We start from the raw sequence: 20,195 nt of genomic DNA, 5'->3' as shown, positions 1-20,195 counted from the left end.
CGGTGCGGACAGAGCCGCCCCGCACAGCAGCGCAGCCAGGGCTCCGCCTACTCTTCGACGGGAGGTGTGGGCAGGGAGCATGGCGCATCATGGGCCTCCGTCCTCGCGAGGACTGATATGGCGTCATCTCTGCGAGCGTTGAGGGCAGTCCGGTCGACGTGTGGTGGAAGAGAGGCGGTAGCAGTTGTCCCATGGGGCGCCAGACCCCTTGACGGTCGCCTTTCTGTGCGGAGCGATATCCCCACCACCCGCGTTCGGTTGTGTTCGGTTGCACCCCTGAGGAGGGGGACATGGCGCAGTATTCGTTCAGTCGTCCGGTGGCAGGACATCGGATATCCCGTCGCACTCTTCTGCGAGGAGGAACGGCAGCCGGTGTCTCGCTCCCGGCGTTGCTCTCGGCCTGCGGCAGCGGACCCGGCGGCGACGGGCGGACGATCACCCTGGGCTCCAACGCCTCCGACGCCATCCCCCGCAAGGCGTTCGCCCGTGCCTTCGACGCCTACGAGAAGAAGAGCGGAAAGACGGTGCGGGTCAACACCGTCGACCACAACTCCTTTCAGGAGAACATCAACCGGTATCTGCAAGGGAGCCCGGACGACGTCTTCATGTGGTTCGCCGGGTACCGGATGCAGTTCTTCGCCAAGAAGGGTCTGCTCAGCGACATCAGCGATCTCTGGGAGGGCTTCGACGGCTTTTCGGGCGCTCTGAAGAAGCAGTCGACCGGGGAGGACGGCAAGCAGTACCTCGTGCCGTACTACTACTATCCGTGGGCTGTCTTCCATCGGAAGAGCGTCTTCCAGGACAGGGGGTACGAGGTCCCCAGGACCTTTGACGCATACCGTGCTCTCGCCCGGAAGATGGACAAGGACGGCCTGGTGCCGTTCGCCTTCGGTGACAAGGACGGCTGGCCGGCCATGGGGACGTTCGACTATCTCGATCTGCGCGCCAACGGCTATGACTTCCACACCGCGTTGATGAGGGGTGAGGAGTCCTGGACCAGTCCCCGTGTGAAGCAGGTCTTCGATCTGTGGCGTGGGCTCATGCCGTACCACCAGAAGGGCGCCAACGGCCGTACCTGGCAGGAGGCCGCCCAGTCCCTCCAGCGGAGGAAGGCGGGGATGGCCGTCCTCGGACTGCCGCACCCCGGGCAGCAGTTCAGCGAGGCCGAGCGGGAGGACCTCGACTTCTTCCCCTTCCCGGAAATAGACCCGGAGTACGGTCAGGACGCCGTCGAGGCACCCGTGGACGGCTTTCTCATGGCAGGGAAGGCCCGGAATACGGGTGGGGCGAGGGATCTGCTCAGATCTCTGGCCACACCGGAGGCCGAGGAGGTCTATGTGGAGAGCGACCCCACCATTGTCGCCGTCCATGACGGCGCGGACACCGGTGCGTACAACGTCCTGCAGAAGAAGGCCGTTGAACTCGTCGCCGGTGCCCGGCAGATATCGCAGTTCATGGACCGTGACACCCGGCCGGACTTCGCCTCGACCGTGATGATCCGGGCCATCCAGGAGTTCATCCACAACCCCGACGACATCGACGGGCTGCTCAAGGACATCGAGAGGCAGAAGAAGGACATCTTCGCCGCGTAATCCCCGAGACGAGGAGTCATCCGTCGTGCCGCTCCGGACCGCGAGGCCCGCCGGACGAGGGGGTCCGCGGCGCTTCACCCGCCGTGACCTCGCCGTCCTCGGCGTGCTGCTGGGTATACCCGTCCTGCTGGACATCGCACTCATCTGGGGCCCGACCGTGGCCTCCGTCGCCCTGTCCTTCACCAGCTGGGACGGCATCGGCGACATCACCTGGGTGGGAGGCCGGAACTACCGGACCCTCTTCACCGACTACCCGCAGTTCTGGCCGGCTGTGCGCAACAACCTGCTGTGGCTGGGCTTCCTCGGACTGGTGGCCACTCCGTTCGGGCTCCTCCTCGCCGTCCTGATCGACCAAGGCGTCCGCTTCAGCCGCTTCTACCAGTCGACCCTCTACATGCCGGTGGTGCTCTCCCTGGCCCTCGTCGGATTCATCGCCCAGCTGGTCTTCTCCCGTGACCAGGGGGCACTCAACGCGATGCTCGGCCATCAGGACCGTCCCACCGACTGGCTGGGCGATCCCGGCCTCAACATCTGGGTGGTCCTGCTGGCCGCCGGCTGGCGGCACACGGGCTATGTGATGGTCCTCTACCTCGCCGGTCTGAAGGCGGTGGACAGCTCGCTCAAGGAGGCCGCGGCCATCGACGGGGCGAGCCGGACCCAGACCTTCTTCCGGGTCGTGCTGCCCACACTGCGGCCGGTGAACGTCATCGTCGGCGCCGTCACCGTCATCGAGGCCCTGCGCGCCTTCGACATCGTCTACGCCGTCAACCACGGCAGAAACGGTCTCGAACTGCTCTCCGTGCTGGTGACCGACAACATCATCGGTGAGGCGAGCCGGATCGGCTTCGGCTCGGCCATCGCCGTCATCCTGCTCACCGTCTCCCTGTCCTTCCTCGTCATCCATGTGCTGCAGGAGCTCCGAAGGGAGAGGAGAGCATGAGCGCCGCCCCCGTGTCCGTACGTCCCCGGCGGCGCACCCACCCTCGGCGGCTCGGTACGCACGCCTTTCTGACGGCCGTCTCGCTGGGGTTCCTCGCGCCGTTGCTGCTGGCCGTGTACGCCTCCCTGCGGCCGTACGAGGAGACCGCCGAGCACGGCTACTTCTCGCTGCCCCGGAGGCTGTCGTTCGACTACTACCTCCAGGCGTTCGGCGAGGCGGGGATGGGCAGGTACTTCGCCAACTCGCTCCTCATCGCCGTCCCCGGTGTACTGCTGACGCTCTTTCTCGCCTCCTTCGTGGCGTTCGCGGTCGCCCGTGTGCGGATGCGCGGCGGCATCGCGCTCCTGATGCTCTTCACCGCGGGCAACCTGCTGCCCCAGCAGGTCGTCGTCACCCCGCTCTACGTCCTCTTCAACCGGCTCCCGCTGCCGTACTGGATGTCCGAGTCGATGACGATGTACGACTCGTACTGGGCCGTCATCGCCGTGCAGGTCGCCTTCCAGCTCGGCTTCTGCGTCTTCGTCCTCGCCAACTTCATGCGGGCCCTGCCGTACGAGATCCTGGAGGCTGCCGTGGTCGACGGAGCCGGGGTGTGGACGCAGTACTGGCGCATCACCCTGCCGCTGTGCCGTCCCGCCCTGGCGGCCCTCGGCACGCTCGAATTCACTTGGATGTACAACGACTTCCTCTGGGCGCTGGTCTTCGTCTCCGACGGTGACAAGCTCCCGGTGACCTCGGCGCTGAACAACCTCCGCGGCCAGTTCTTCACCGACTACAACCTGCTGGCGGCGGGCTCGGTCATCGTCGCGCTGCCCACCGTCCTGGTCTTCCTGGTCCTCCAGCGGCAGTTCATCGCGGGGCTCGCCCTCGGCGCCGGCAAGGGGTGATCGATGGCCTGGCGGGCCACCTTGCCGCCGGGCGTTTCCGTGGCAAGGTGTAGCGGGCAACCCACAGAGGGCTACGGATGAGGGGGAAACGTGATCGTCTGGATCAATGGGGCGTTGAGTGCGGGAAAGACCAGTACGGCTCATGAACTGACCGACCTGATCCCGGGCAGCACCTTCTACGACCCCGCGGCGATCAGTGGCGCGGTCTCGCATCTGCTCCCGAAGAAGCGGCTGAACGAGGTGAGCGACCACCAGGATCTGCCGGTCTGGCGGCGGCTGGTCGTCGACGCCGCGGCAGCCCTGCTGGCGGAGGTGGGCGGGGTTCTGGTCATCCCCATGACGGTGCTCCGCCAGGACTACCGCGACGAGATCTTCGGTGGGCTGGCCTCGCGCCGCATTCCCGTCCGGCATGTGCTGCTGGCTCCTGACGAAACGATCCTGCAGCAACGGATCATGGCCAGGGAGGAGTGCGAGGACGGCCCCGGACGCCGTGCGGCCACGCGGCGGACACCCCGGGATCACCTGACGCCGTACCGCCAGGCGCTGCCCTGGCTCACCGCCGACGCCCATGTCGTCGACAACGGCTCGCTCACCCCTCGTGAGACCGCCGAGCGGATCGCCGAGGCGATACGCACCGGCGCCGCCGGGGCCTGCGAGATCGTACAGACCCCCGAGCCCACCGCCGAGACGCTGGCCGCCGGGGTGCTTCTCTTCGACGAGCAGGACCGTGTGCTGCTGGTGGACCCCACCTACAAGCCCGGCTGGGAGTTCCCCGGCGGAGTCGTCGAACGCGGTGAGCCCCCGGCCCGCGCGGCGATGCGCGAGGTGGCCGAGGAGATCGGCATAGAACTCGACCGTGTGCCGGGCCTGTTGCTCGTCGACTGGGAGCCGCCCCGGCCTCCGGCGTTCGGGGGGCTGCGCCTCCTCTTCGACGGGGGGCGCCTCGGCAGCAGCTCGGCCGAGCGGGTGCTGCTGCCGGGCGCCGAGCTGCGCGGCTGGCGCTTCGTCAGTGAGACGGAGGCCGAGGAGCTGCTGCCGGAGGCGCGTTTCCACCGGCTCCGCTGGGCCCTACGCGCCCGTGAGCGGTCCACGGTTCTCAACCTCGAGGCGGGAGTCCCGGTCGGCTGAGGGCGTAGGGCGCGCGGCTTCTGCGGCTTCCCTTTCGGCCGACTCGCGCAGGGCGCGCGCGGCGCCGCCGACCAACGGGTCTCCATGCCCGAAACAGGCCGTGTCGGCGCCGAGCGCGGCCAGCCGCCCGTACGACTCCAGGGCCCGGGCCCGGTCCACGTTGAAGGTGCCCAGCATCAACTGCCCGACGTTGGCCACGCTGTCGCCCGTGAACAGTACGCCGTGCTCCGGCAGATGGATCCCGATGCTGCCGCCGGTGTGGCCGGGAGCGCCCACCACGTGCGCCCCGCCTCCGAAGTCGAGCACATCACCGTCCGCCAGATCCCGGTCGACATGCGTCGGCGGTGCCGGAGGCACGGTCATGGCGTGCTCCCACAACGGCCGTTCCCAGTCCAGGAGCACGGGCGGCGGGCCCGGCACCTCGCCGCGCACCACCGGCGCGTCCAGCCGGTGCGCCAGCACCTCGGCTCCGGCCCACGCGGCGACCTCCGCGGCGGAGCCGGCGTGGTCCGGGTGCCAGTGGGTGAGGACGACGCGCCGGACGTCCTCGGGGCGATGGCCGAGATCGCGGATCGCCGCCGCGATCGCCGGGCCCTCGCCGACGGTGCCGGCGTCGATGAGCGTCAACTCCGGCCCGTCGCGCCACAGATACGCCTGGCCGATGCGGAAACGGAACATCTGCAGCCGCGGAAACACGTCGATGACATCCATGCCGCGACCGTAGGCGGGGTGGGCGGGGACCGGCGGACGCTTCGCCAGGGGCGTACTCGCCGCCCACGGTCACCTGCGACAAACGGTCAGCTGCGAGAGCGGGGCGCCGTCATCCCGTTCGGGAAGCGGCGTAGTCGGCCAGGAACACGGCCTCCGCGAGGGACAGCCGCTCCAGCTCCTGCGGGGAGACACTCTCGTTCACCGCGTGGATCCGCGCCTCCGGCTCGCTCAGGCCGATCAGCAGGATCTCCGCCTCCGGGTAGAGCGCGGCCAGGGTGTTGCACAGCGGGATGGAGCCGCCGTGGCCGACGGTCTGCATCTCCTCGCCGGGATAGGCCGCCCGCATGGCCGCCGCCATCGCGGTGTACGCCGGGCTGCCGGTGTCGGCGCGGAACGGCTGGCCCTGACCGGTCTGCTCGACCGTGATCCGCGCCCCCCACGGAGCCTTCGCCTCCAGATGCGCGGTGAGGAGCTTGGTGGCCACCGCAGCGTCGGTGCCCGGGGGAACCCGCAGGCTGACCAGGGCGCGGGCGCTCGCCTGTACGGACAGGGTGGCGCCCACGACCGGCGGGCAGTCGATGCCGAGCACGGTCACCGCCGGCCGCGCCCAGATACGGTCGGCGACCGTCCCGGAGCCGATCAGCCCCACGCCGTCGAGGACCTTCGCGTCCTTGCGGAAGTCTTCCTCCGGATACTGCAGGCCCTCCCACCGCTCGTCGGAGCTGAGCCCGTCGACGGTCGTCGAGCCGTCCTCCGCCCGGAGGGAGTCGAGGACGCGGATCAGCGCGGCGAGCGCGTCGGGGGCGGCGCCGCCGAACTGGCCGGAGTGCAGGTTGCCTTCGAGGGTATCCACCTGGACGCGGAGAAGCGTCATACCCCGCAGTGTGGCGGTGACCGTGGGGAGGCCGGCCCGGAAGTTCCCCGCGTCGCCGATGACGATGGTGTCCGCGGCGAGTAGTCCGGGGTGCGCCTCGGCGTACTGCTCCAGGCCGCCCGTGCCCTGCTCCTCCGAGCCCTCCACGATCACCTTGACACCGACCGGGATGCCGCCGTTCGCCTTGAGGGCGCGCAATGCGGTCAGGTGCATGATCAGGCCGCCCTTGCAGTCGGCGGCGCCGCGCCCGTACCACCGGCCGTCGCGCTCGGTGAGCTCGAAGGGCGGCGAGAGCCAGGCGGCTTCGTCGAGCGGCGGCTGGACGTCGTAGTGCGCGTAGAGCAGGACGGTCGGCGCACCCGCGGGGCCCGGCAGATGGCCGTAGACGGACTGGGTGCCGTCCGGGGTGTCGAGGAGGGCGACGTCCTGGAATCCCTCGCCGCGGAGCGCCTCGGCGACCCAGCCGGCCGCCGCCTCGCACTCGCTCCTGGGAAACTGCGCGGGGTCGGCCACCGAGGGGAAGCCGACGAGCTCGGCCAGCTCCGCCCGGGCGCGGGGCAGCAGTGAGGCGACGGATTCGGCGAGCGGGGCGACCGCGGTCGGCTCCATGGGCAGCCCTCCTTGTCAGTGCGGCGTTCGACGGTACGTCCAGGGGTGGGTCCATACCACGCATACGTGGGGTCCGTACTGCGCATACGCTGCCGATCCTCCCACAGTGAGCCTCGGTGACCATGAGCCGTAGGATGCGAGCGGTAGCCGGAGCCTCCTCGGGGCTCCGCAGGCGGGACTCCAGGCCGAGCAGGAGCAGAAGCACAGGTGAGCAGCGAGAACGCGGAACAGGGAAACGACCCGGTGTGGGACGTGGTGGTCGTCGGGGCCGGCCCGGCGGGCGCCTCGGCGGCGTACGCCGCGGCTGTCGCCGGGCGCCGGGTGCTCCTGCTGGAGAAGGCGGAGCTGCCCCGCTACAAGACCTGTGGCGGCGGGATCATCGGCCCGTCGCGCGACGCTCTGCCGCCCGGTTTCGAGCTGCCGCTGCGGGACCGGGTGCACGCCGTGACCTTCTCGCTCAACGGCCGGCTCGCGCGCACCCGCCGCTCCCGGCACATGCTCTTCGGCCTGATCAACCGGCCGGAGTTCGACCAGGGCCTGGTGGCCGCCGCGCAGGCCGCCGGAGCCCGGCTGCGCACGGGCGTCGCCGTCTCGCGGGTCGAACAGCACGGGCCGTCCGTGCCCGACCGGCGCACCGTCGCCGTGGTGCTGAGCGACGGGGAGATCGTGCCGGCGCGCGCGGTCGTCGGCGCGGACGGCAGCGCCGGCCGGATCGGCGCCCATGTCGGGGTGAAGCTCGACCAGATCGACCTGGGTCTGGAGGCGGAGATCCCGGTCCCGGAGACCGTCGCGGAGGACTGGGCGGGGCGGGTGCTCATCGACTGGGGGCCGATGCCGGGCAGTTACGGCTGGGTGTTCCCCAAGGGCGACACCCTGACGGTCGGGGTGATCTCAGCGCGGGGCGACGGAGCGGGGACCAAGCGCTACCTCCAGGACTTCATCGACCGTCTCGGACTCGCCGGATTCGAACCGAGCATCTCCTCCGGCCATCTGACCCGCTGCCGGGCGCACGACTCGCCGCTCTCACGGGGCCGGGTGCTGGTGTGCGGCGACGCGGCGGGGCTGCTGGAGCCCTGGACCCGTGAGGGCATCTCCTTCGCACTGCGCTCGGGGCGGCTCGCGGGGGAGTGGGCGGTACGGGTCGCGGAGGCGCACGACGGCGTGGACGCCCGCCGCCAGGCCCTCAACTACGCCTTCGCCATCAAGGCGGGGCTCGGCGTCGAGATGGGCGTCGGGCGCAGGATGCTGGCCGTCTTCGAGCGGCGGCCGGGGCTGCTGCACGCGGCGATCACCGGATTCCGCCCGGCCTGGAACGCCTTTGCGAAGATCACCCGTGGCGGTACGACGCTCGCCGAGATCGTACGGACCCGTCCGATGGCGCGGCGGGCCCTGATGGCCCTGGATCGCATCGAGCCCGGCCGGACCGGGGCCGGAGGGGCCGGAGCCGGGGAGGCGGCAGCCGGGCCGGGTGAAGCAGATCAGGCCGAGGTCACTCGGCCGTTGTGATGCGGAAGACCGGGTGCCTGGGGGCGGCCCGGAGGATTTCCTCGTCGGAGGACTTGGCATTGATCTCGCCGAAGAACGTTCCCACTTCGAAGCCCCAGCGCTTGAGATAGACGCGCAGGACGACGGCCTTGGCGTCGCCGTCGGGGAGCTCCACGGCTGTGAAGCGGCGGACTCTGCGGCCCACCCGCAGTTCGCCGCCGCCCGCCGCCCGCAGATTGCGGACCCACTGGGAGTGGCCGCGCGCGGAGACCAGGTACTGGCTGCCCTCGACGTCCAGCGGGTTGACGGGGATACGCCGCCACTCGCCGCTCGTACGGCCGAGTACGGCGAGCTCGGCCGATCCGAAGATGCTGATGCCGTGGCGGGCGAGCCAGCCGACGGCGGCGTTGAAGCGGGTGCCGAGCGGGCCGGGCTTGAGGTAATGCGCCATCGTGACCTCCGCGGATGGTGGGAGCGCTGCTCACGTTGTGAGTGCATCATCCCCTCGCCTCGCACCGGGCCTCGCCGTGAACTCTGTGTGCAGCCCCGCGGACGCGCTTGTTTGTGCGGAACCCCATGTCCGCCTCCCATATCTGGGATATCTTCTCGCATATGAGAGACAGCGAGGGGCGAGGAGCTCAGAAGCCGGGCCCGGAGCCACTCGAGGCCCGCTTGGCGGGCCGGCTCGCCACGCTGCGCGTGGAGCACGGCTGGTCACTGGATGAGCTGGCGCGGCGCACCGGGGTGAGCCGTTCGACGCTGTCGCGGCTGGAGCGGGCGGAGATCAGCCCGACGGCGGCGTTGCTCGGCCGACTGTGCTCGGTGTACGAGCGGACCATGTCGCAGCTGCTGGCCGAGGTGGAGTCGGAGCCCCCGCAACTGGTGCGGGCCGACCGGCAGGTGGTGTGGCGGGACGCGACCTCGGGCTTCAGCCGGCGGTCGGTGTCGCCACCCCACCCCGGGCTGCGCTGCGAGATCGTCGAGGGCACCCTGCGGCCGGGCGCGGACATTTCCTACGACGGGCCGCCCGTGCCCGGCCTGGAGCAGCACATCTGGGTCCTGGAGGGCGCACTGGAGATCACCGTCGGCGGTGGTGTGCACGAGGTCGGGGCAGGGGACTGCCTGCGTTTCCGGGTGTGGGACCGTTCGCGGTTCCGCTGCCCGGGACCCGACCCGGTCCGGTACGCCCTGGTGATCGTCCCGCCGTGAGCGGTACGAACCGTCGCGGCCTCCCCGGCCCCGTACCCCCGTACCCCCCGTACCTCGCAGAGAGCGAAGGAGCCACGATGGACATCTTCCGTCTGTCTCCCGACGAGTTTCGCGACAGCGTGAAAGGCTTGGCCGATGTTCTCGCCGATGCCGTCGCCTCCGGTGACTCCCTCGGCTTTCTGGACCCCTTCGACCAGAGCGCGGCAGAGGCCTGGTGGCACACCCGGCAGCCCGCTGTCGACGACGGCAGCCTCCGCGTCTGGGCGGCCCACGGGCCCGACGGCATCACCGGAACCGTCAGCCTCGTCCTCGAGCGCAAGCCCAACGGCCGGCACCGCGCTGAGATCGTCAAGCTGATGGTCCGCCGCGACGCCCGTGGCCGGGGGTTGGGCCGCGCACTCCTCACCACCGCCGAACAGGCCGCCGCCGGAGCAGGAGCCACGCTCCTGCTCCTGGACACCGAGACCGGCAGCGCCGCCGAGCGCCTCTATCGCACCGCCGGCTGGACCCGCTACGGCGTCGTCCCCGACTACGCCACCGACCCGGCCGGCACCCCGAAGGACTGCTGTTTCTTCTACAAACAGCTCACGTGAGTCCCGTCCGGGCACCGAGCCCGGGCGGGGCCCATGCGATACGCGGCGGCAGGCATTCCGCGGGGAGGTGGCGCAGTACCGAGCGGGGCGGCGTACTCCGCGGGGAGTAGGCGTGATCACCACGCCCGGTTGACGCCGCACGGACCCGGCCCGGTCTAGCGTTGCCCGTATGACCGAGGGACGGGCGCCGGAGGCGGAGGGCGGGGCGTACGACGGGCGGGTGTGGCAGCGATGGCGGGGGCTGCCTGCCGGACGGCTGTCCTGGCTCCCCGTCCTCGCCGTCTCGGTCGCGGTGGCCGTCGTCCAGATGGCGGGGTCCCACTTCGCGGGGCAGAAACAGCCGGACCGGGCGCCGCTCGACACCTTCGCCCGCGTTCTGCTGCTCATCGGCCCGGCCGTGCTGCTCGTACGCCATCGATATCCGCGGGTCGCGGTCTTCGGCGCGTCCGCCGCGGCGATGCTGTATCTCGGTGCCGGGTACCCGCTCGGCCCGATCCTGTTCAGTGTCGTCATCGCCTGCTTCACCGCCATCGTCGCCGGTCACCGCCCGGCCGCCTGGTCCGCGCTGGTGATGCTCTGGGCAGGCCATCTGCTCATCGCCCACTGGCTCTACCGCTGGCTGCCGCCGGGCGATGACGGCCCGGCGCCATGGGACCAGGAAGGGGTCATCGCCGCCTGGGCGGTCGCGATCGTCGCCGGTTCGGAGCTGGCCCGGGTCCGCCGTGAGCGGACGGCCCGTGAGCGGGCCGAACGGGAGGAGGCCGAGCGCCGCCGCGCCGACGAGGAGCGGCTGCGGATCGCTCGCGAGCTGCACGACGTCCTGGCCCACAGCATCTCGGTCATCAACATCCAGGCAGGCGTCGGTCTGGCGCTCCTCGACCAGCAACCGGAGCAGGCCCGTACCGCGTTGACCACCATCAAGGCGGCCAGCAAGGAGGCGCTCGGCGAGGTCCGGCAGGTCCTCGACACCCTGCGCACACCCGGCGACGCCCCGCGCTCCCCCGCCCCGGGGCTGGCCAGGCTGCCCGAGCTGACGGAGCAGGCGTCCGGCGCAGGGCTGACGGTGGATGTGACGACCGAAGGCGTACGGACCGAGCTGCCGGCCGGTGTCGATCTCGCCGCCTTCCGGATCGTGCAGGAGGCCCTGACCAACGTCGTGCGCCACTCCGGCTCGCGCACGGCCAGGGTTCTGCTGAGCCATGAACCACGGCAGCTGGAGATCCGGGTGGACGACGACGGCCCGGTGACGGCGGGTGGAGACAGCGGCGGTGGGAACGGCCTGGTCGGAATGCGGGAGCGAGCCGCGGCGCTCGGTGGCACCCTCCAGGCGGGCCCGCGCCCCGACGGGGGGTTCCGCGTCCTTGCCCGCATCCCCCTCGGAGCGGCGGCTACGGTGGCCGGGGACCCGGCCCCGCCGACCGTGGCCCCCGCTCCGGAAAGGGAGACTCCGTGATCCGCGTACTGCTCGCCGACGACCAGCTGCTGGTCCGGGCCGGCTTCCGCGCGCTGCTCGACGCCCAGCCCGACATCGAGGTCGTCGGCGAGGCCGCGGACGGTGGCCAAGCTCTGGCGCTCGTGCGCGAACTCCGTCCGGACATCGTGCTGATGGACATCCGCATGCCGGAGCTGGACGGCCTGGCGGCCACCCGCCGGATCAGCGAGGAGCCGGCGCTGGAGCAGGTGAAGGTCGTCATGCTCACCACCTTCGAGCTGGACGAGTACGTCTTCGAAGCCATCCGCTCCGGAGCTTCCGGATTCCTGGTGAAGGACACCGAGCCGGAGGAACTGCTGCGCGCCGTACGCGCCGTGGTGGACGGCCACGCGCTGCTCTCACCGGGGGTGACACGGCGCCTGATCGCGGAGTTCGCGGCGCGCTCGAAGCAGCCCGCGGCGGCAGAGGGGCTGAGCGGGCTCACCGAGCGGGAACGGGAGGTCATGGCTCTGGTGGGGATCGGGATGTCCAACGAGGAGATCGCTCGCCGTCTGGTCGTCAGCCCGCTCACGGCCAAGACGCATGTGAGCCGGACCATGGTGAAACTGGGTGCCCGAGACCGCGCCCAACTGGTCGTCCTCGCCTACGAGTCGGGCTTGGTCCGCCCCGGCTGGCTCGGCTGACGCCGCAGCACCCGCACCACCCGTATCAGGCCGCCCGCAGCGGCCGTGACCGCGGCCGCCTCGAGCAGCGGTTCCTCCTCGCGGCGGGGTAGCTCTCCCAGCAGCGCAGGACTCGCCACAGCCAGGAAGAGCACGGCCGCGAGCGCCGCACCGGTGACGAGGGCGAACATCATCTCGACGGTCTTCGCGTCGCGTTCGGCCTGAGTACGGGAGCGGGGCATGCCCGCAGTCTGCCACTCCCCGTGGCGGCGGCAGACCGCGGGCGACACGGCCGGTGGTCAGCTGCCGTCGTGGGCCGTCACGCGCTCCGCGTCGGCCTCCGGCCGAACGGACTTCGCCACCACGATGGTCTGATGCGGCGGCCTGCTCCGCAGCCCGCCGAGGGTGATCAGCAGTCCGGCGAGCGCTATGACCGTGACCACGACCAGACCCGGCCGGAAGCTGTCGAGCACCTGCTGCGGGGAGCCGCCTCCCGCGCCGTCCGAGGTCACCACCGCGGTGATGACGGCCAGGAAGATCGCGCCGCCTATCTGGATCGATGAGTTCAGCAGGCCCGACACCATCCCCTGCTCATGGTCCTCCACGCCGTTGGTGGCCTGGATGTTGAGCGACGGGAAGACGAGTGCGCAGGCGGCGCCGAGCAGCAGCATCGACGGCAGGATCACCACTGCGTACTGCGGGGTCAGGCTGATCCGCAGGAAGAGGGTGTAGGCGACCACGAGCAGGGCGAAGCCGGTCGCGATGACCCGCGGGGTGCCGAACCGGTCGACGATTCCGCCGATTTTCGTGGAGGACAGGGCCACCAGCGCACCGGCGGGCAGGAAGGCCAGCGCCGTCTGCAAGGCGGTCCAGCCCAGCAGCGACTGCATGTACTGGGTGACGAGGAACTGGAATGCGACGTAGGAGCCGAAGAAGGCGGCGGCGCCGAGATTCACCCGTATCTGGCTCCCGGAGCGCAGCAGTCCGAGACGGATCAACGGGTGCGCGGTCCGCTGCTCAATGATGACGAAGAGGGTGAGCAGCGCGGCCACGGCGAGGAAGGACAGCAGCGTGCGGGGCGTGCCCCAGCCGGTCTCGGGAGCCTGGACGACCGTGAAGACGAGGAGCAGCATCGCCGCCGTGCCGGTGAGCGCACCGGGCACGTCGTAGCTGCGCCTGCCGCCGTCCCGGGGGCTCTTCGGGATCAGGGTGACGCCCACGAGCAACGCCACCAGCGCGACGGGCACGGGCAGCAGCATGGTCAGCCGCCAGCTGACCTCGGTGAGCAGGCCTGAGAGCACCAGCCCCATGGAGAACCCGGTGGCCGCGCAGGTGGTGTAGATGCTCAACGCACGGTTGCGCACCGGGCCTTCGGCGAAGGTCGTGGTGATGATCGAGAGGCCGGCGGGGGCGGTGAACGCGGCGCTGAGGCCCTTGACGAAGCGGCTGGCGATCAGCAGCGGACCGGAGTCCACGAGCCCCCCGAACAGGGACGCCACCGCGAACACCGCGAGGGCGACGAGGAAGACCCGGCGGCGGCCGAGAAGGTCCGCCGCCCGGCCACCGAGCAGCAGCAGGCCGCCGTAACCGAGGATGTAGCCGCTGACGACCCACTGCAGGGACGCGGTGGACAGATCGAGATCGTCGGCGATGGACGGCAGGGCGACACCGACCATCGACACATCGAGCGCGTCGAGGAACATCGCCGCGCAGAGCACGAGCAGGGTGCCCCAGAGGCGTGGGCTCCACTGCGTCTGCGGGGCGGGAAGAGGGGACGGAGAGGTCATACGGACCACACTACATGCACACGCATTGAATGCAAGCGCATTTAATTCCTGTGCAACGAAGGGGTGATTTCTGGTACGGTACGGGCATGGCAGCCAAGAAGGCCGAGCGAGTGATCGTGGAGGAGTGGCGGGACATCCTCGCCGTCCACGCGCACACCGTGTGCGAACTCGACCGTGAGCTGCATCGGCACGGCATCGGCGCCAGTGACTTCGAGGTCCTCGACGTGCTCGCCGAGGGCAGCGGGGAGGACGGCGGCTGCTCCTATCGTGTCCAGGAACTCGCCGACCGCGTCCATCTCAGTCAGAGCGCGCTCTCCCGGCTCATCGGCCGGCTGGAGAAGGACGGTCTGGTGCAGCGCGACATGTGCAGCGAGGACCGGCGCGGCGTGCGCGTCGTCCTAACCGACGAGGGTCGTGCGCGGCACGCCGAGGTGCTGCCGCTGCAGCGTGCCGTTCTCGCTCGCATGCTGGCCGAGCGGCACACCGGCGCCTGAGGCTCCAGGTCCGGGCGATCTCCGAGGGTCAGTCGGGAGCGCCAGTCCCGAGGGTCCGTGCCGATGGCCTGGCGTCCGGAGTGCGGTACCTCCCAGCGGTCGGCCACCGCCCGGAGTTTGGGTACTCGGCGCCGGACGGTCCGCGGTCAGTACCCGGGCGCCGTCAGGAACCTCGGCCCCCCTCCCGCGCGCTCAGTCGCCGACCGTCCGGCCCGCGCCCCGGACGGCGTAGGCGACGACCGCCGCCACCCCGGAGAGCAGCGCCACCGTGGTGAGCGCGACGGGCAGCGAGAAGCCGTCCGCGAGGAAGCCGATGGCCGGCGGACCGAGCAGCATCCCGCCGTATCCGAGCGTGGACGCGGCGGCGACCCCGCTCGGTCCGGCCAGTGCCCCCGCTCGCCCGATGGCGACGGGGAAGATGTTGGCCAGCCCGAGGCCCGTGACCGCGAACCCCGCGAGCGCGAGCCATACGGACGGCGCGAGGGCGCCGAGCAGCATGCCCGCCGCGGCCATCGCTCCGCCCGCGACCAACGCCCGTGTCTGGCCGAGCCGTTCGAGGACCGCGGAGCCGGTGAGTCGTCCCACGGTCATGGTGAGCGCGAAGACGGAGTACCCCGCGGCGGCCACCCCGGGGTGTGCGCCCAGGTCCTGTTCGAGATGGAGTGCGCCCCAGTCGGCCAGCGCACCCTCCCCGTACGCCGTGCACAGGGCGATGAGACCGAAGACGGCGACCAACCGGCGGTGAGGGCCCGAGAGGCGTCCGCCGGAGGGTGCCTCGCTCCGGTTCTCCCGCCGCTTCCTGCGCGGCGCCGGGTGCGCGAGCAGCGTGCGGCCCGCGGCAGCCGTGAGCAGGAGGCCGGCGAGGGTGAGCAGCAACAGATGGCGGGTGGGGGAGAGATGGCCCGCCAGCAGGCCGCCGAGGCCCGCGCCGAGCATGCCGCCGAGGCTGAAGGCGGCGTGGAAGCTCGGCATGACGGGCCGTCGCAGCGCGGCGACCAGATCGACAGCAGCGCTGTTCATGGCCACGTTGATCGCGCCGTACGCCGCTCCGAAGACGAGCAGGACCAGCCCGAGGGCGAGCGCGGAGCCGGTGAGCGGGGGCAGCGCGATGCTGAGCGAGAGCAGCAGGCCGGTGGCGACGGTGACCGGGTGGTTGCCGAAGCGGGCGCACAGCCGTCCGGTGACCATCATGGTCGCCACCGCGCCCGCCGAGACCCCCAGCAGAGCCAGCCCGAGGTCGCCCGTGGAGGCGGCGGTCTGCTGTTTGATCGCGGGGATGCGGACGACCCAGCCGGCGAACAGAAATCCGTCGAGGGCGAAGAATGCGGTCAGGGCGGTACGGAGGCGGTTCAGGGCAGGATCCGCGGTGTCGCCGCGCTGTCCCCCCGGAAGGGCCGTCCGTATTTTGTTTAGGCTCGGCACAAAGTCAGAATAGAGGTGTGACCCTGACTCGGACAACACGCCTGGAGAGAGGCCGTAGTGCCCTCGGACCGGCCCTGGAGCTCGTACACACCGGCCGCGCGCCCACCCGCGCCGTGCTGACCGCGGAGCTGGGCGTGACCCGCGCCACCGCGGGCGCCGTCGCCGCCGAACTCGAGACGCTCGGACTGATCCAGGTCGACTCCCGGCCGGGCGCCGCCGCCGGTTCGCAGGGCCGCCCCTCGCACCGGCTGGCGGTCGATCCCGCCGGGCCGGTCGTGCTCGCCGCCCAGGTGCACGCCGACGGCTTCCGTGCCGCCCTGGTCGGCCTCGGGGGACGGATCGTCGCCACCACCCCCGGCTGCATGACCGTGCCCGCGGACCCCGTGCACGTCCTCAGCGCGGTCGTCGACGCCGGCGCGGAACTGCTGCGCGCCAGTGGCCGACGCTGCCTCGGCGCGGGCCTCGCCGTGCCGTCGGCCGTCGCGGAACCGGAGGGGACCGCCCTCAACCCGTTGCATCTCGCCTGGCCCGCGGGCGCCCCCGTACGCGACGTCTTCACCGAGCGAGTACGGGAGGCGGGCATCCTCGGCGCGGCGGACAGCGGCATCACCGCCTTCACGGGCAATGACGTCAACCTCGCCGCGCTCGCCGAACACCGGCACGGAGCGGGCCGCGGCGCGCGGGACCTCCTGTGCGTGGCCACGGGCCACCGGGGGGTCGGCGGCGCCCTCGTGCTCGACGGACGGCTGCACAGCGGCAGTGCGGGCCTCGCGCTCGAGGTCGGCCATCTGACGGTCAATCCGGAGGGCCGGGCCTGTTACTGCGGAAGCCGGGGCTGCCTCGATGTGGAAGCCGATCCGCTCGCCTTCCTCACAGCCGCGGGCCGTGCCCCCGGCCCCGAGCCGTCGCTGCTTCAGCAGGCCCGCGACCTGCTCCGCACGGAGTACGAGGACGCGTCCGTACGGACCGCCGCCGAGATGCTCACCGACCGTCTGGGCCTCGGCCTCGCCGGGCTCGTGAACATCCTCAACCCGGACCGGATCATCCTCGGCGGACTCCACCGCGAGTTGCTCGAGGCGGACCCGGAGCGGCTGCGTGCCGTGGTCGCCGACCGGAGTCTGTGGGGGCGGAGCGGGGGCGTCCCCATCCTGGCGTGCACGCTGGAGCACAACAGTCTGGTGGGCGCGGCGGAGCTGGCCTGGCAGCCGGTGCTCGACGACCCGCTGGCGGCGCTCGGCGCGTAACCGCGGGCCTCGCGCCTGCGCCTGTCACCAGGACTCCCCGCCGCGGCCTCGGACGTCCCTGCCCGGTGGCCCGCCGCCTTCGGCGCTGAGGCTCTCCGACCGGAGCCGCAGGCGGGGGAATTGCGCCGAGAGCGGTACGCGGAAGCCCCGGGCACTCCCGAGCCGTGGCCGGGCACTCCCAGGAGCCGTGAACCCTGCCCCGTCGTACGCGTCCCGGCGGCAGCTCCGCGACCGCCCTACTCCCCGGGAGGTAGTGCAGGAGCCGACAGGCGTACGACGACGTGGGCCCCCTCCGCGGCGATTCTCGGCAGTGAGCACGACACCGCTACCGAGGAGCTGAACCACCATGGACACCCTGGCGAACATCGCCTACGACGGCGGCGGGCCCGGCCCGTGGATCCTCTTCTTCCCCCTGATCTGGGCGCTCGCCGTGGCCGGCGTCGTCATCCTGCTCCGCCGCACGGTCTGGCGCGGGCGTTTCCCCGGCCGTGGCCGCGCCCCGTGGCAGCCGCGCCCCGCGACGCACGACGAGAACTCGCCGCTGTATCTGCTCGGCCGCCGGTTCGCCGCCGGGGAGATCGACGAGGACGAGTACTGGCGCCGGCTCTCCGTCCTGGACGAGGAGTTCGGCCGTCACAAGGGCGGTGCGGCATGACCGCACCCACCCCGGCCCCCCGGCACGCCCCCGCTCCGGCCCCCCAGCATGCCTCCGCGATCGCCGCCCGTGTCGTCGACGCCGTCAAGGTCTACGGCACGGGCGACACCCCGGTGCGGGCCCTGGACGGGGTGAGCGTCGACTTCCCCGTCGGCCGCTTCACCGCGATCATGGGCCCGTCCGGGTCCGGCAAGTCCACCCTGATGCACTGCGCGGCCGGTCTCGACACCCTCACCTCCGGGTCCGCCTTCATCGCGGGCACCGATCTGAGCAGCCTCGACGACCGTAGGCTCACCCTGCTGCGCCGTGAGCGCATCGGTTTCGTCTTCCAGTCCTTCAACCTCGTACCGACCCTGACGGTCGCCGAGAACATCACGCTTCCCCAGGATCTCTCCGGGCGGCGGGACGACCGGGAGTGGACCGATGCCCTCATCGATGTCGTCGGCCTGCGGGACCGGTTGCACCACCGGCCCAGTGAGCTCTCCGGCGGCCAGCAGCAGCGCGTCGCCGTCGCCCGTGCCTTCGCCGGGCGCCCCGATGTCGTCTTCGCCGACGAGCCGACCGGCAACCTCGACTCCCGCTCCGGTGAGGAGGTCCTGCGCCTGCTCGGCCGCGCCGTACGCGACATGGGCCGCACCGTCGTCATGGTGAGCCACGACCCGGTCGCCGCGGCCCACGCCGACGAGGTCGTCTTCCTCGCCGACGGCCGCCTCGTCGACCGGATGGCACGGCCGACCGCGGAGCGCGTACTCGACCGGATGCAGCGCTTCCTGCCGGATACGGCGGACTCGGCGGCCCGCGCCGAGGAGCGCCCGGCCTCCGGGCCGTCGACCACGAAGCCGGTCCGGTGACGACATGAGCACCGTCCGCGCCCCTCTGCGCATCAGCTACGCCTCGCTGCGCGCCCACAAACGTCGCTTCGCCGGCACCTTCGTGGCCGTGCTGCTCGGCGTCGCCTTCCTCTGCGGCACGCTCGTGATGGGCGACACGCTGCGCGCAGGCTTCGACACCATGTTCGGCAACGCCGCGAAGGGCACCGACGCGGTCGTGCGCAGCGCCGACGTCATCACGGTTCCCGGTGAGGGCCAGGGCACCCGGCAGCCCATCGCCGGCTCCCTCGCCGACAGGATCGAGAAGGTGCCGGGCGTCGCCGCCGCGGTGCCGGTCGTCCAGGGCGCGGGCCAACTCGTCGGCGGCGACGGAAAGCCGGTGGGCGGGCAGGGCCCGCCCACCCTGGCGGGGAACTGGATCGACGATCCCCGGCTCAACCCGTACCGCGTCGCCGAGGGCCACGAGCCGCGCGCATCCGGCGAGGTCGTGATCAACCGCGGGGCGGCGAAGGCCGGTGGGCTGGACATCGGCGACCGGACCGTGCTCCGTACGCCCGACCCGATGACGGTGACGGTCGTCGGACTGGCCACCTTCGGCGGCGAGGACGGTATGGGGAAGGTGACCTTCACCGGGATGACGCTCGCGGACGCGGAGAGGTATCTCGCCCTCGAGCCCGGCCGGGCCGCGAGCCTTCAGGTGCGCGCGGATCCGGGCATCGGCCAGCAGCAGCTCGTCGATGCCATCGAACCGGTGCTGCCGCAGGGCGCCGAGGCCATCACCGGACAGGAATCGACCGAGGAGAACCTCGATCTGGTGACCGGTCAGTTCCTCACCCTGTTCACCACCCTGCTGCTGGTCTTCGCGGGGATCGCCCTGGTCGTGGCGGTCTTCAGCATCCACAACACGTTCGCGATCGTCGTCGCCCAGCGCACTCGGGAGAACGCGCTGCTCCGGGCCCTGGGGGCGTCCCGCCGCCAGGTGGCCGCCGCCACCTTCGCCGAGGCGGCGGTCGTCGCGGTCCTCGCCTCGCTCGCCGGGCTGCTCGGCGGCATCGGTGTCGCGGCCGGTCTGCAGGCACTCTTCCCCGCGGTCGGATTCCCCTTCCCCGAGAGCGGGCTCGTCATCGGCGCGGTCTCGCTGCTGCTGCCGCTCGCCGTCGGCGTCGTGGTCTGCCTCGGCTCGGCCCTGCTGCCTGCCCTGCGGGCAGGCCGGACGGCGCCGCTGGCCGCCCTGCGCGAGACGGCCGTCGACGGCACCGGCGCTTCCCGGGCCCGGGCGGTCACGGACCTCCTGGCCCTCGCCGCCGGTGCCGGACTGACCGTGTTCGGCGTCGCCTCCGGTCGGTCGATCGTGCCGACCGCGGCCGGAGCGGCGCTCACCCTGGGCGCGTTCGTGGTGCTCGGGCCGGTCGCGTCCACCCGCGCCGTACGGATCCTGGGGGCTCCGCTCGCCCGTCTCCGCGGAGTCAATGGCTCACTGGCGCTGCGCAACGCCCTGCGCAGCCCCAAGCGGACGGCCGCCACCGCCACCGCGTTGATGATCGGTGTCGCGGTGGTCTCCCTCTTCACCGTCTTCGGCGCCTCGCTGAAGGCGACGATGGATCAGACCGTCTCGCGGGCCTTCGCCGGTGATGTCGCGGT

At 71.6% G+C, this 20,195-nt stretch carries 20 protein-coding genes; 14 read left to right on the top strand and 6 right to left on the bottom strand.

Features of this window, described 5'->3' with window-relative positions:
* Window positions 1-290 precede the first annotated feature (290 nt).
* From ACTWQE_RS13925 to ACTWQE_RS13910, 4 genes are all read left to right on the top strand, one after another.
* A complete protein-coding gene (locus ACTWQE_RS13925) occupies window positions 291-1,592 on the top strand; it encodes an ABC transporter substrate-binding protein (RefSeq protein ID WP_443329232.1) in 1,302 nt (433 codons plus the stop codon).
* 25 nt (window positions 1,593-1,617) lie between these two features.
* Window positions 1,618-2,532, top strand: coding sequence for a carbohydrate ABC transporter permease (locus tag ACTWQE_RS13920; RefSeq protein ID WP_443329231.1), 915 nt, complete (start codon window positions 1,618-1,620; stop codon window positions 2,530-2,532).
* Window positions 2,529-3,419, top strand: coding sequence for a carbohydrate ABC transporter permease (locus ACTWQE_RS13915; protein ID WP_443329230.1), 891 nt, complete (start codon window positions 2,529-2,531; stop codon window positions 3,417-3,419). Before ACTWQE_RS13920 ends, ACTWQE_RS13915 begins: the two co-directional genes overlap by 4 nt.
* 90 nt (window positions 3,420-3,509) lie before the next feature.
* The gene (locus ACTWQE_RS13910; RefSeq protein WP_443329229.1) at window positions 3,510-4,547 is read left to right on the top strand and encodes an NUDIX hydrolase; all 1,038 of its coding nucleotides are present in this window, start codon (window positions 3,510-3,512) and stop codon (window positions 4,545-4,547) included.
* On the opposite strand, the gene ACTWQE_RS13905 is transcribed toward ACTWQE_RS13910, so the two are convergent.
* Window positions 4,488-5,258, bottom strand: coding sequence for an MBL fold metallo-hydrolase (locus ACTWQE_RS13905; protein WP_443329228.1), 771 nt, complete (start codon window positions 5,256-5,258; stop codon window positions 4,488-4,490). The genes ACTWQE_RS13910 and ACTWQE_RS13905 overlap by 60 nt on opposite strands.
* A 109-nt stretch (window positions 5,259-5,367) precedes the next feature.
* A complete protein-coding gene (locus ACTWQE_RS13900; RefSeq protein ID WP_443329227.1) occupies window positions 5,368-6,741 on the bottom strand; it encodes a dipeptidase in 1,374 nt (457 codons plus the stop codon).
* 207 nt (window positions 6,742-6,948) lie between these two features.
* Between ACTWQE_RS13900 and ACTWQE_RS13895 the strand changes: the two genes are divergently transcribed.
* A complete protein-coding gene (locus ACTWQE_RS13895; RefSeq protein ID WP_443329226.1) occupies window positions 6,949-8,247 on the top strand; it encodes a geranylgeranyl reductase family protein in 1,299 nt (432 codons plus the stop codon).
* Here ACTWQE_RS13895 and ACTWQE_RS13890 read toward each other — a convergent pair.
* On the bottom strand, window positions 8,231-8,677 hold the full coding sequence (locus ACTWQE_RS13890) for a nitroreductase family deazaflavin-dependent oxidoreductase (RefSeq protein WP_443329225.1): 447 nt from the start codon (window positions 8,675-8,677) through the stop codon (window positions 8,231-8,233). The genes ACTWQE_RS13895 and ACTWQE_RS13890 overlap by 17 nt on opposite strands.
* A 161-nt stretch (window positions 8,678-8,838) precedes the next feature.
* On the opposite strand from ACTWQE_RS13890, the gene ACTWQE_RS13885 reads away from it, so the two are divergent.
* The 4 genes from ACTWQE_RS13885 to ACTWQE_RS13870 all read left to right on the top strand — a co-directional run bounded on the left by ACTWQE_RS13885 (window position 8,839) and on the right by ACTWQE_RS13870 (window position 12,143).
* Window positions 8,839-9,435: a helix-turn-helix domain-containing protein gene (locus ACTWQE_RS13885; protein ID WP_443329224.1), complete on the top strand. Its 597-nt coding sequence runs from the start codon at window positions 8,839-8,841 to the stop codon at window positions 9,433-9,435.
* Between the two features lie 77 nt (window positions 9,436-9,512).
* Window positions 9,513-10,028: a GNAT family N-acetyltransferase gene (locus tag ACTWQE_RS13880; protein ID WP_443329223.1), complete on the top strand. Its 516-nt coding sequence runs from the start codon at window positions 9,513-9,515 to the stop codon at window positions 10,026-10,028.
* 169 nt (window positions 10,029-10,197) lie between these two features.
* Entirely contained in the window at window positions 10,198-11,481 is a 1,284-nt protein-coding gene (locus tag ACTWQE_RS13875) for a sensor histidine kinase (protein WP_443329222.1), read from the top strand.
* Window positions 11,478-12,143 (top strand): response regulator, encoded by a 666-nt coding sequence (locus ACTWQE_RS13870; RefSeq protein ID WP_443329221.1) that lies wholly within the window; start codon window positions 11,478-11,480, stop codon window positions 12,141-12,143. The genes ACTWQE_RS13875 and ACTWQE_RS13870 overlap by 4 nt, the downstream gene beginning before the upstream one ends.
* On the opposite strand, the gene ACTWQE_RS13865 is transcribed toward ACTWQE_RS13870, so the two are convergent.
* Window positions 12,104-12,364 carry a DUF6332 family protein gene (locus ACTWQE_RS13865; RefSeq protein WP_443329220.1) on the bottom strand — a complete coding sequence of 87 codons (261 nt, stop codon included), beginning with the start codon at window positions 12,362-12,364 and terminating at the stop codon, window positions 12,104-12,106. The genes ACTWQE_RS13870 and ACTWQE_RS13865 overlap by 40 nt on opposite strands.
* Window positions 12,365-12,421: 57 nt before the next feature.
* Window positions 12,422-13,909 (bottom strand): MFS transporter, encoded by a 1,488-nt coding sequence (locus tag ACTWQE_RS13860; RefSeq protein WP_443329219.1) that lies wholly within the window; start codon window positions 13,907-13,909, stop codon window positions 12,422-12,424.
* Window positions 13,910-13,995: 86 nt separating this feature from the next.
* Between ACTWQE_RS13860 and ACTWQE_RS13855 the strand changes: the two genes are divergently transcribed.
* The gene (locus tag ACTWQE_RS13855) at window positions 13,996-14,403 is read left to right on the top strand and encodes a MarR family transcriptional regulator (RefSeq protein WP_443329218.1); all 408 of its coding nucleotides are present in this window, start codon (window positions 13,996-13,998) and stop codon (window positions 14,401-14,403) included.
* Window positions 14,404-14,595: 192 nt separating this feature from the next.
* Here the strand turns inward: ACTWQE_RS13855 and ACTWQE_RS13850 are convergent, their stop codons facing one another.
* Window positions 14,596-15,825 carry an MFS transporter gene (locus ACTWQE_RS13850; protein ID WP_443329217.1) on the bottom strand — a complete coding sequence of 410 codons (1,230 nt, stop codon included), beginning with the start codon at window positions 15,823-15,825 and terminating at the stop codon, window positions 14,596-14,598.
* A 23-nt stretch (window positions 15,826-15,848) separates the two neighbouring features.
* Here ACTWQE_RS13850 and ACTWQE_RS13845 point away from each other — a divergent pair, with 23 nt between their 5' ends.
* The 4 genes from ACTWQE_RS13845 to ACTWQE_RS13830 all read left to right on the top strand — a co-directional run.
* Complete coding sequence (locus ACTWQE_RS13845) at window positions 15,849-17,069, top strand: ROK family protein (RefSeq protein WP_443329275.1); 1,221 nt, start codon at window positions 15,849-15,851, stop codon at window positions 17,067-17,069.
* Between the two features lie 346 nt (window positions 17,070-17,415).
* Window positions 17,416-17,724, top strand: coding sequence for an SHOCT domain-containing protein (locus ACTWQE_RS13840; protein ID WP_443329216.1), 309 nt, complete (start codon window positions 17,416-17,418; stop codon window positions 17,722-17,724).
* Window positions 17,721-18,575, top strand: a complete 855-nt coding sequence (locus ACTWQE_RS13835) for an ABC transporter ATP-binding protein (RefSeq protein ID WP_443329215.1) — start codon at window positions 17,721-17,723, stop codon at window positions 18,573-18,575. The genes ACTWQE_RS13840 and ACTWQE_RS13835 overlap by 4 nt, the downstream gene beginning before the upstream one ends.
* 4 nt (window positions 18,576-18,579) lie before the next feature.
* Window positions 18,580-20,195 (top strand): FtsX-like permease family protein (locus ACTWQE_RS13830; RefSeq protein WP_443329214.1); only part of this gene is annotated, 1,616 nt, incomplete at its 3' end.

The sequence above is a fragment of the Streptomyces sp. 8N706 genome (assembly GCF_052245415.1).
GTDB lineage: Bacteria > Actinomycetota > Actinomycetes > Streptomycetales > Streptomycetaceae > Streptomyces.
The sequence above is the reverse complement of the archived record's forward strand: the minus strand, read 5'-3'. Positions and strand labels throughout refer to the sequence as shown.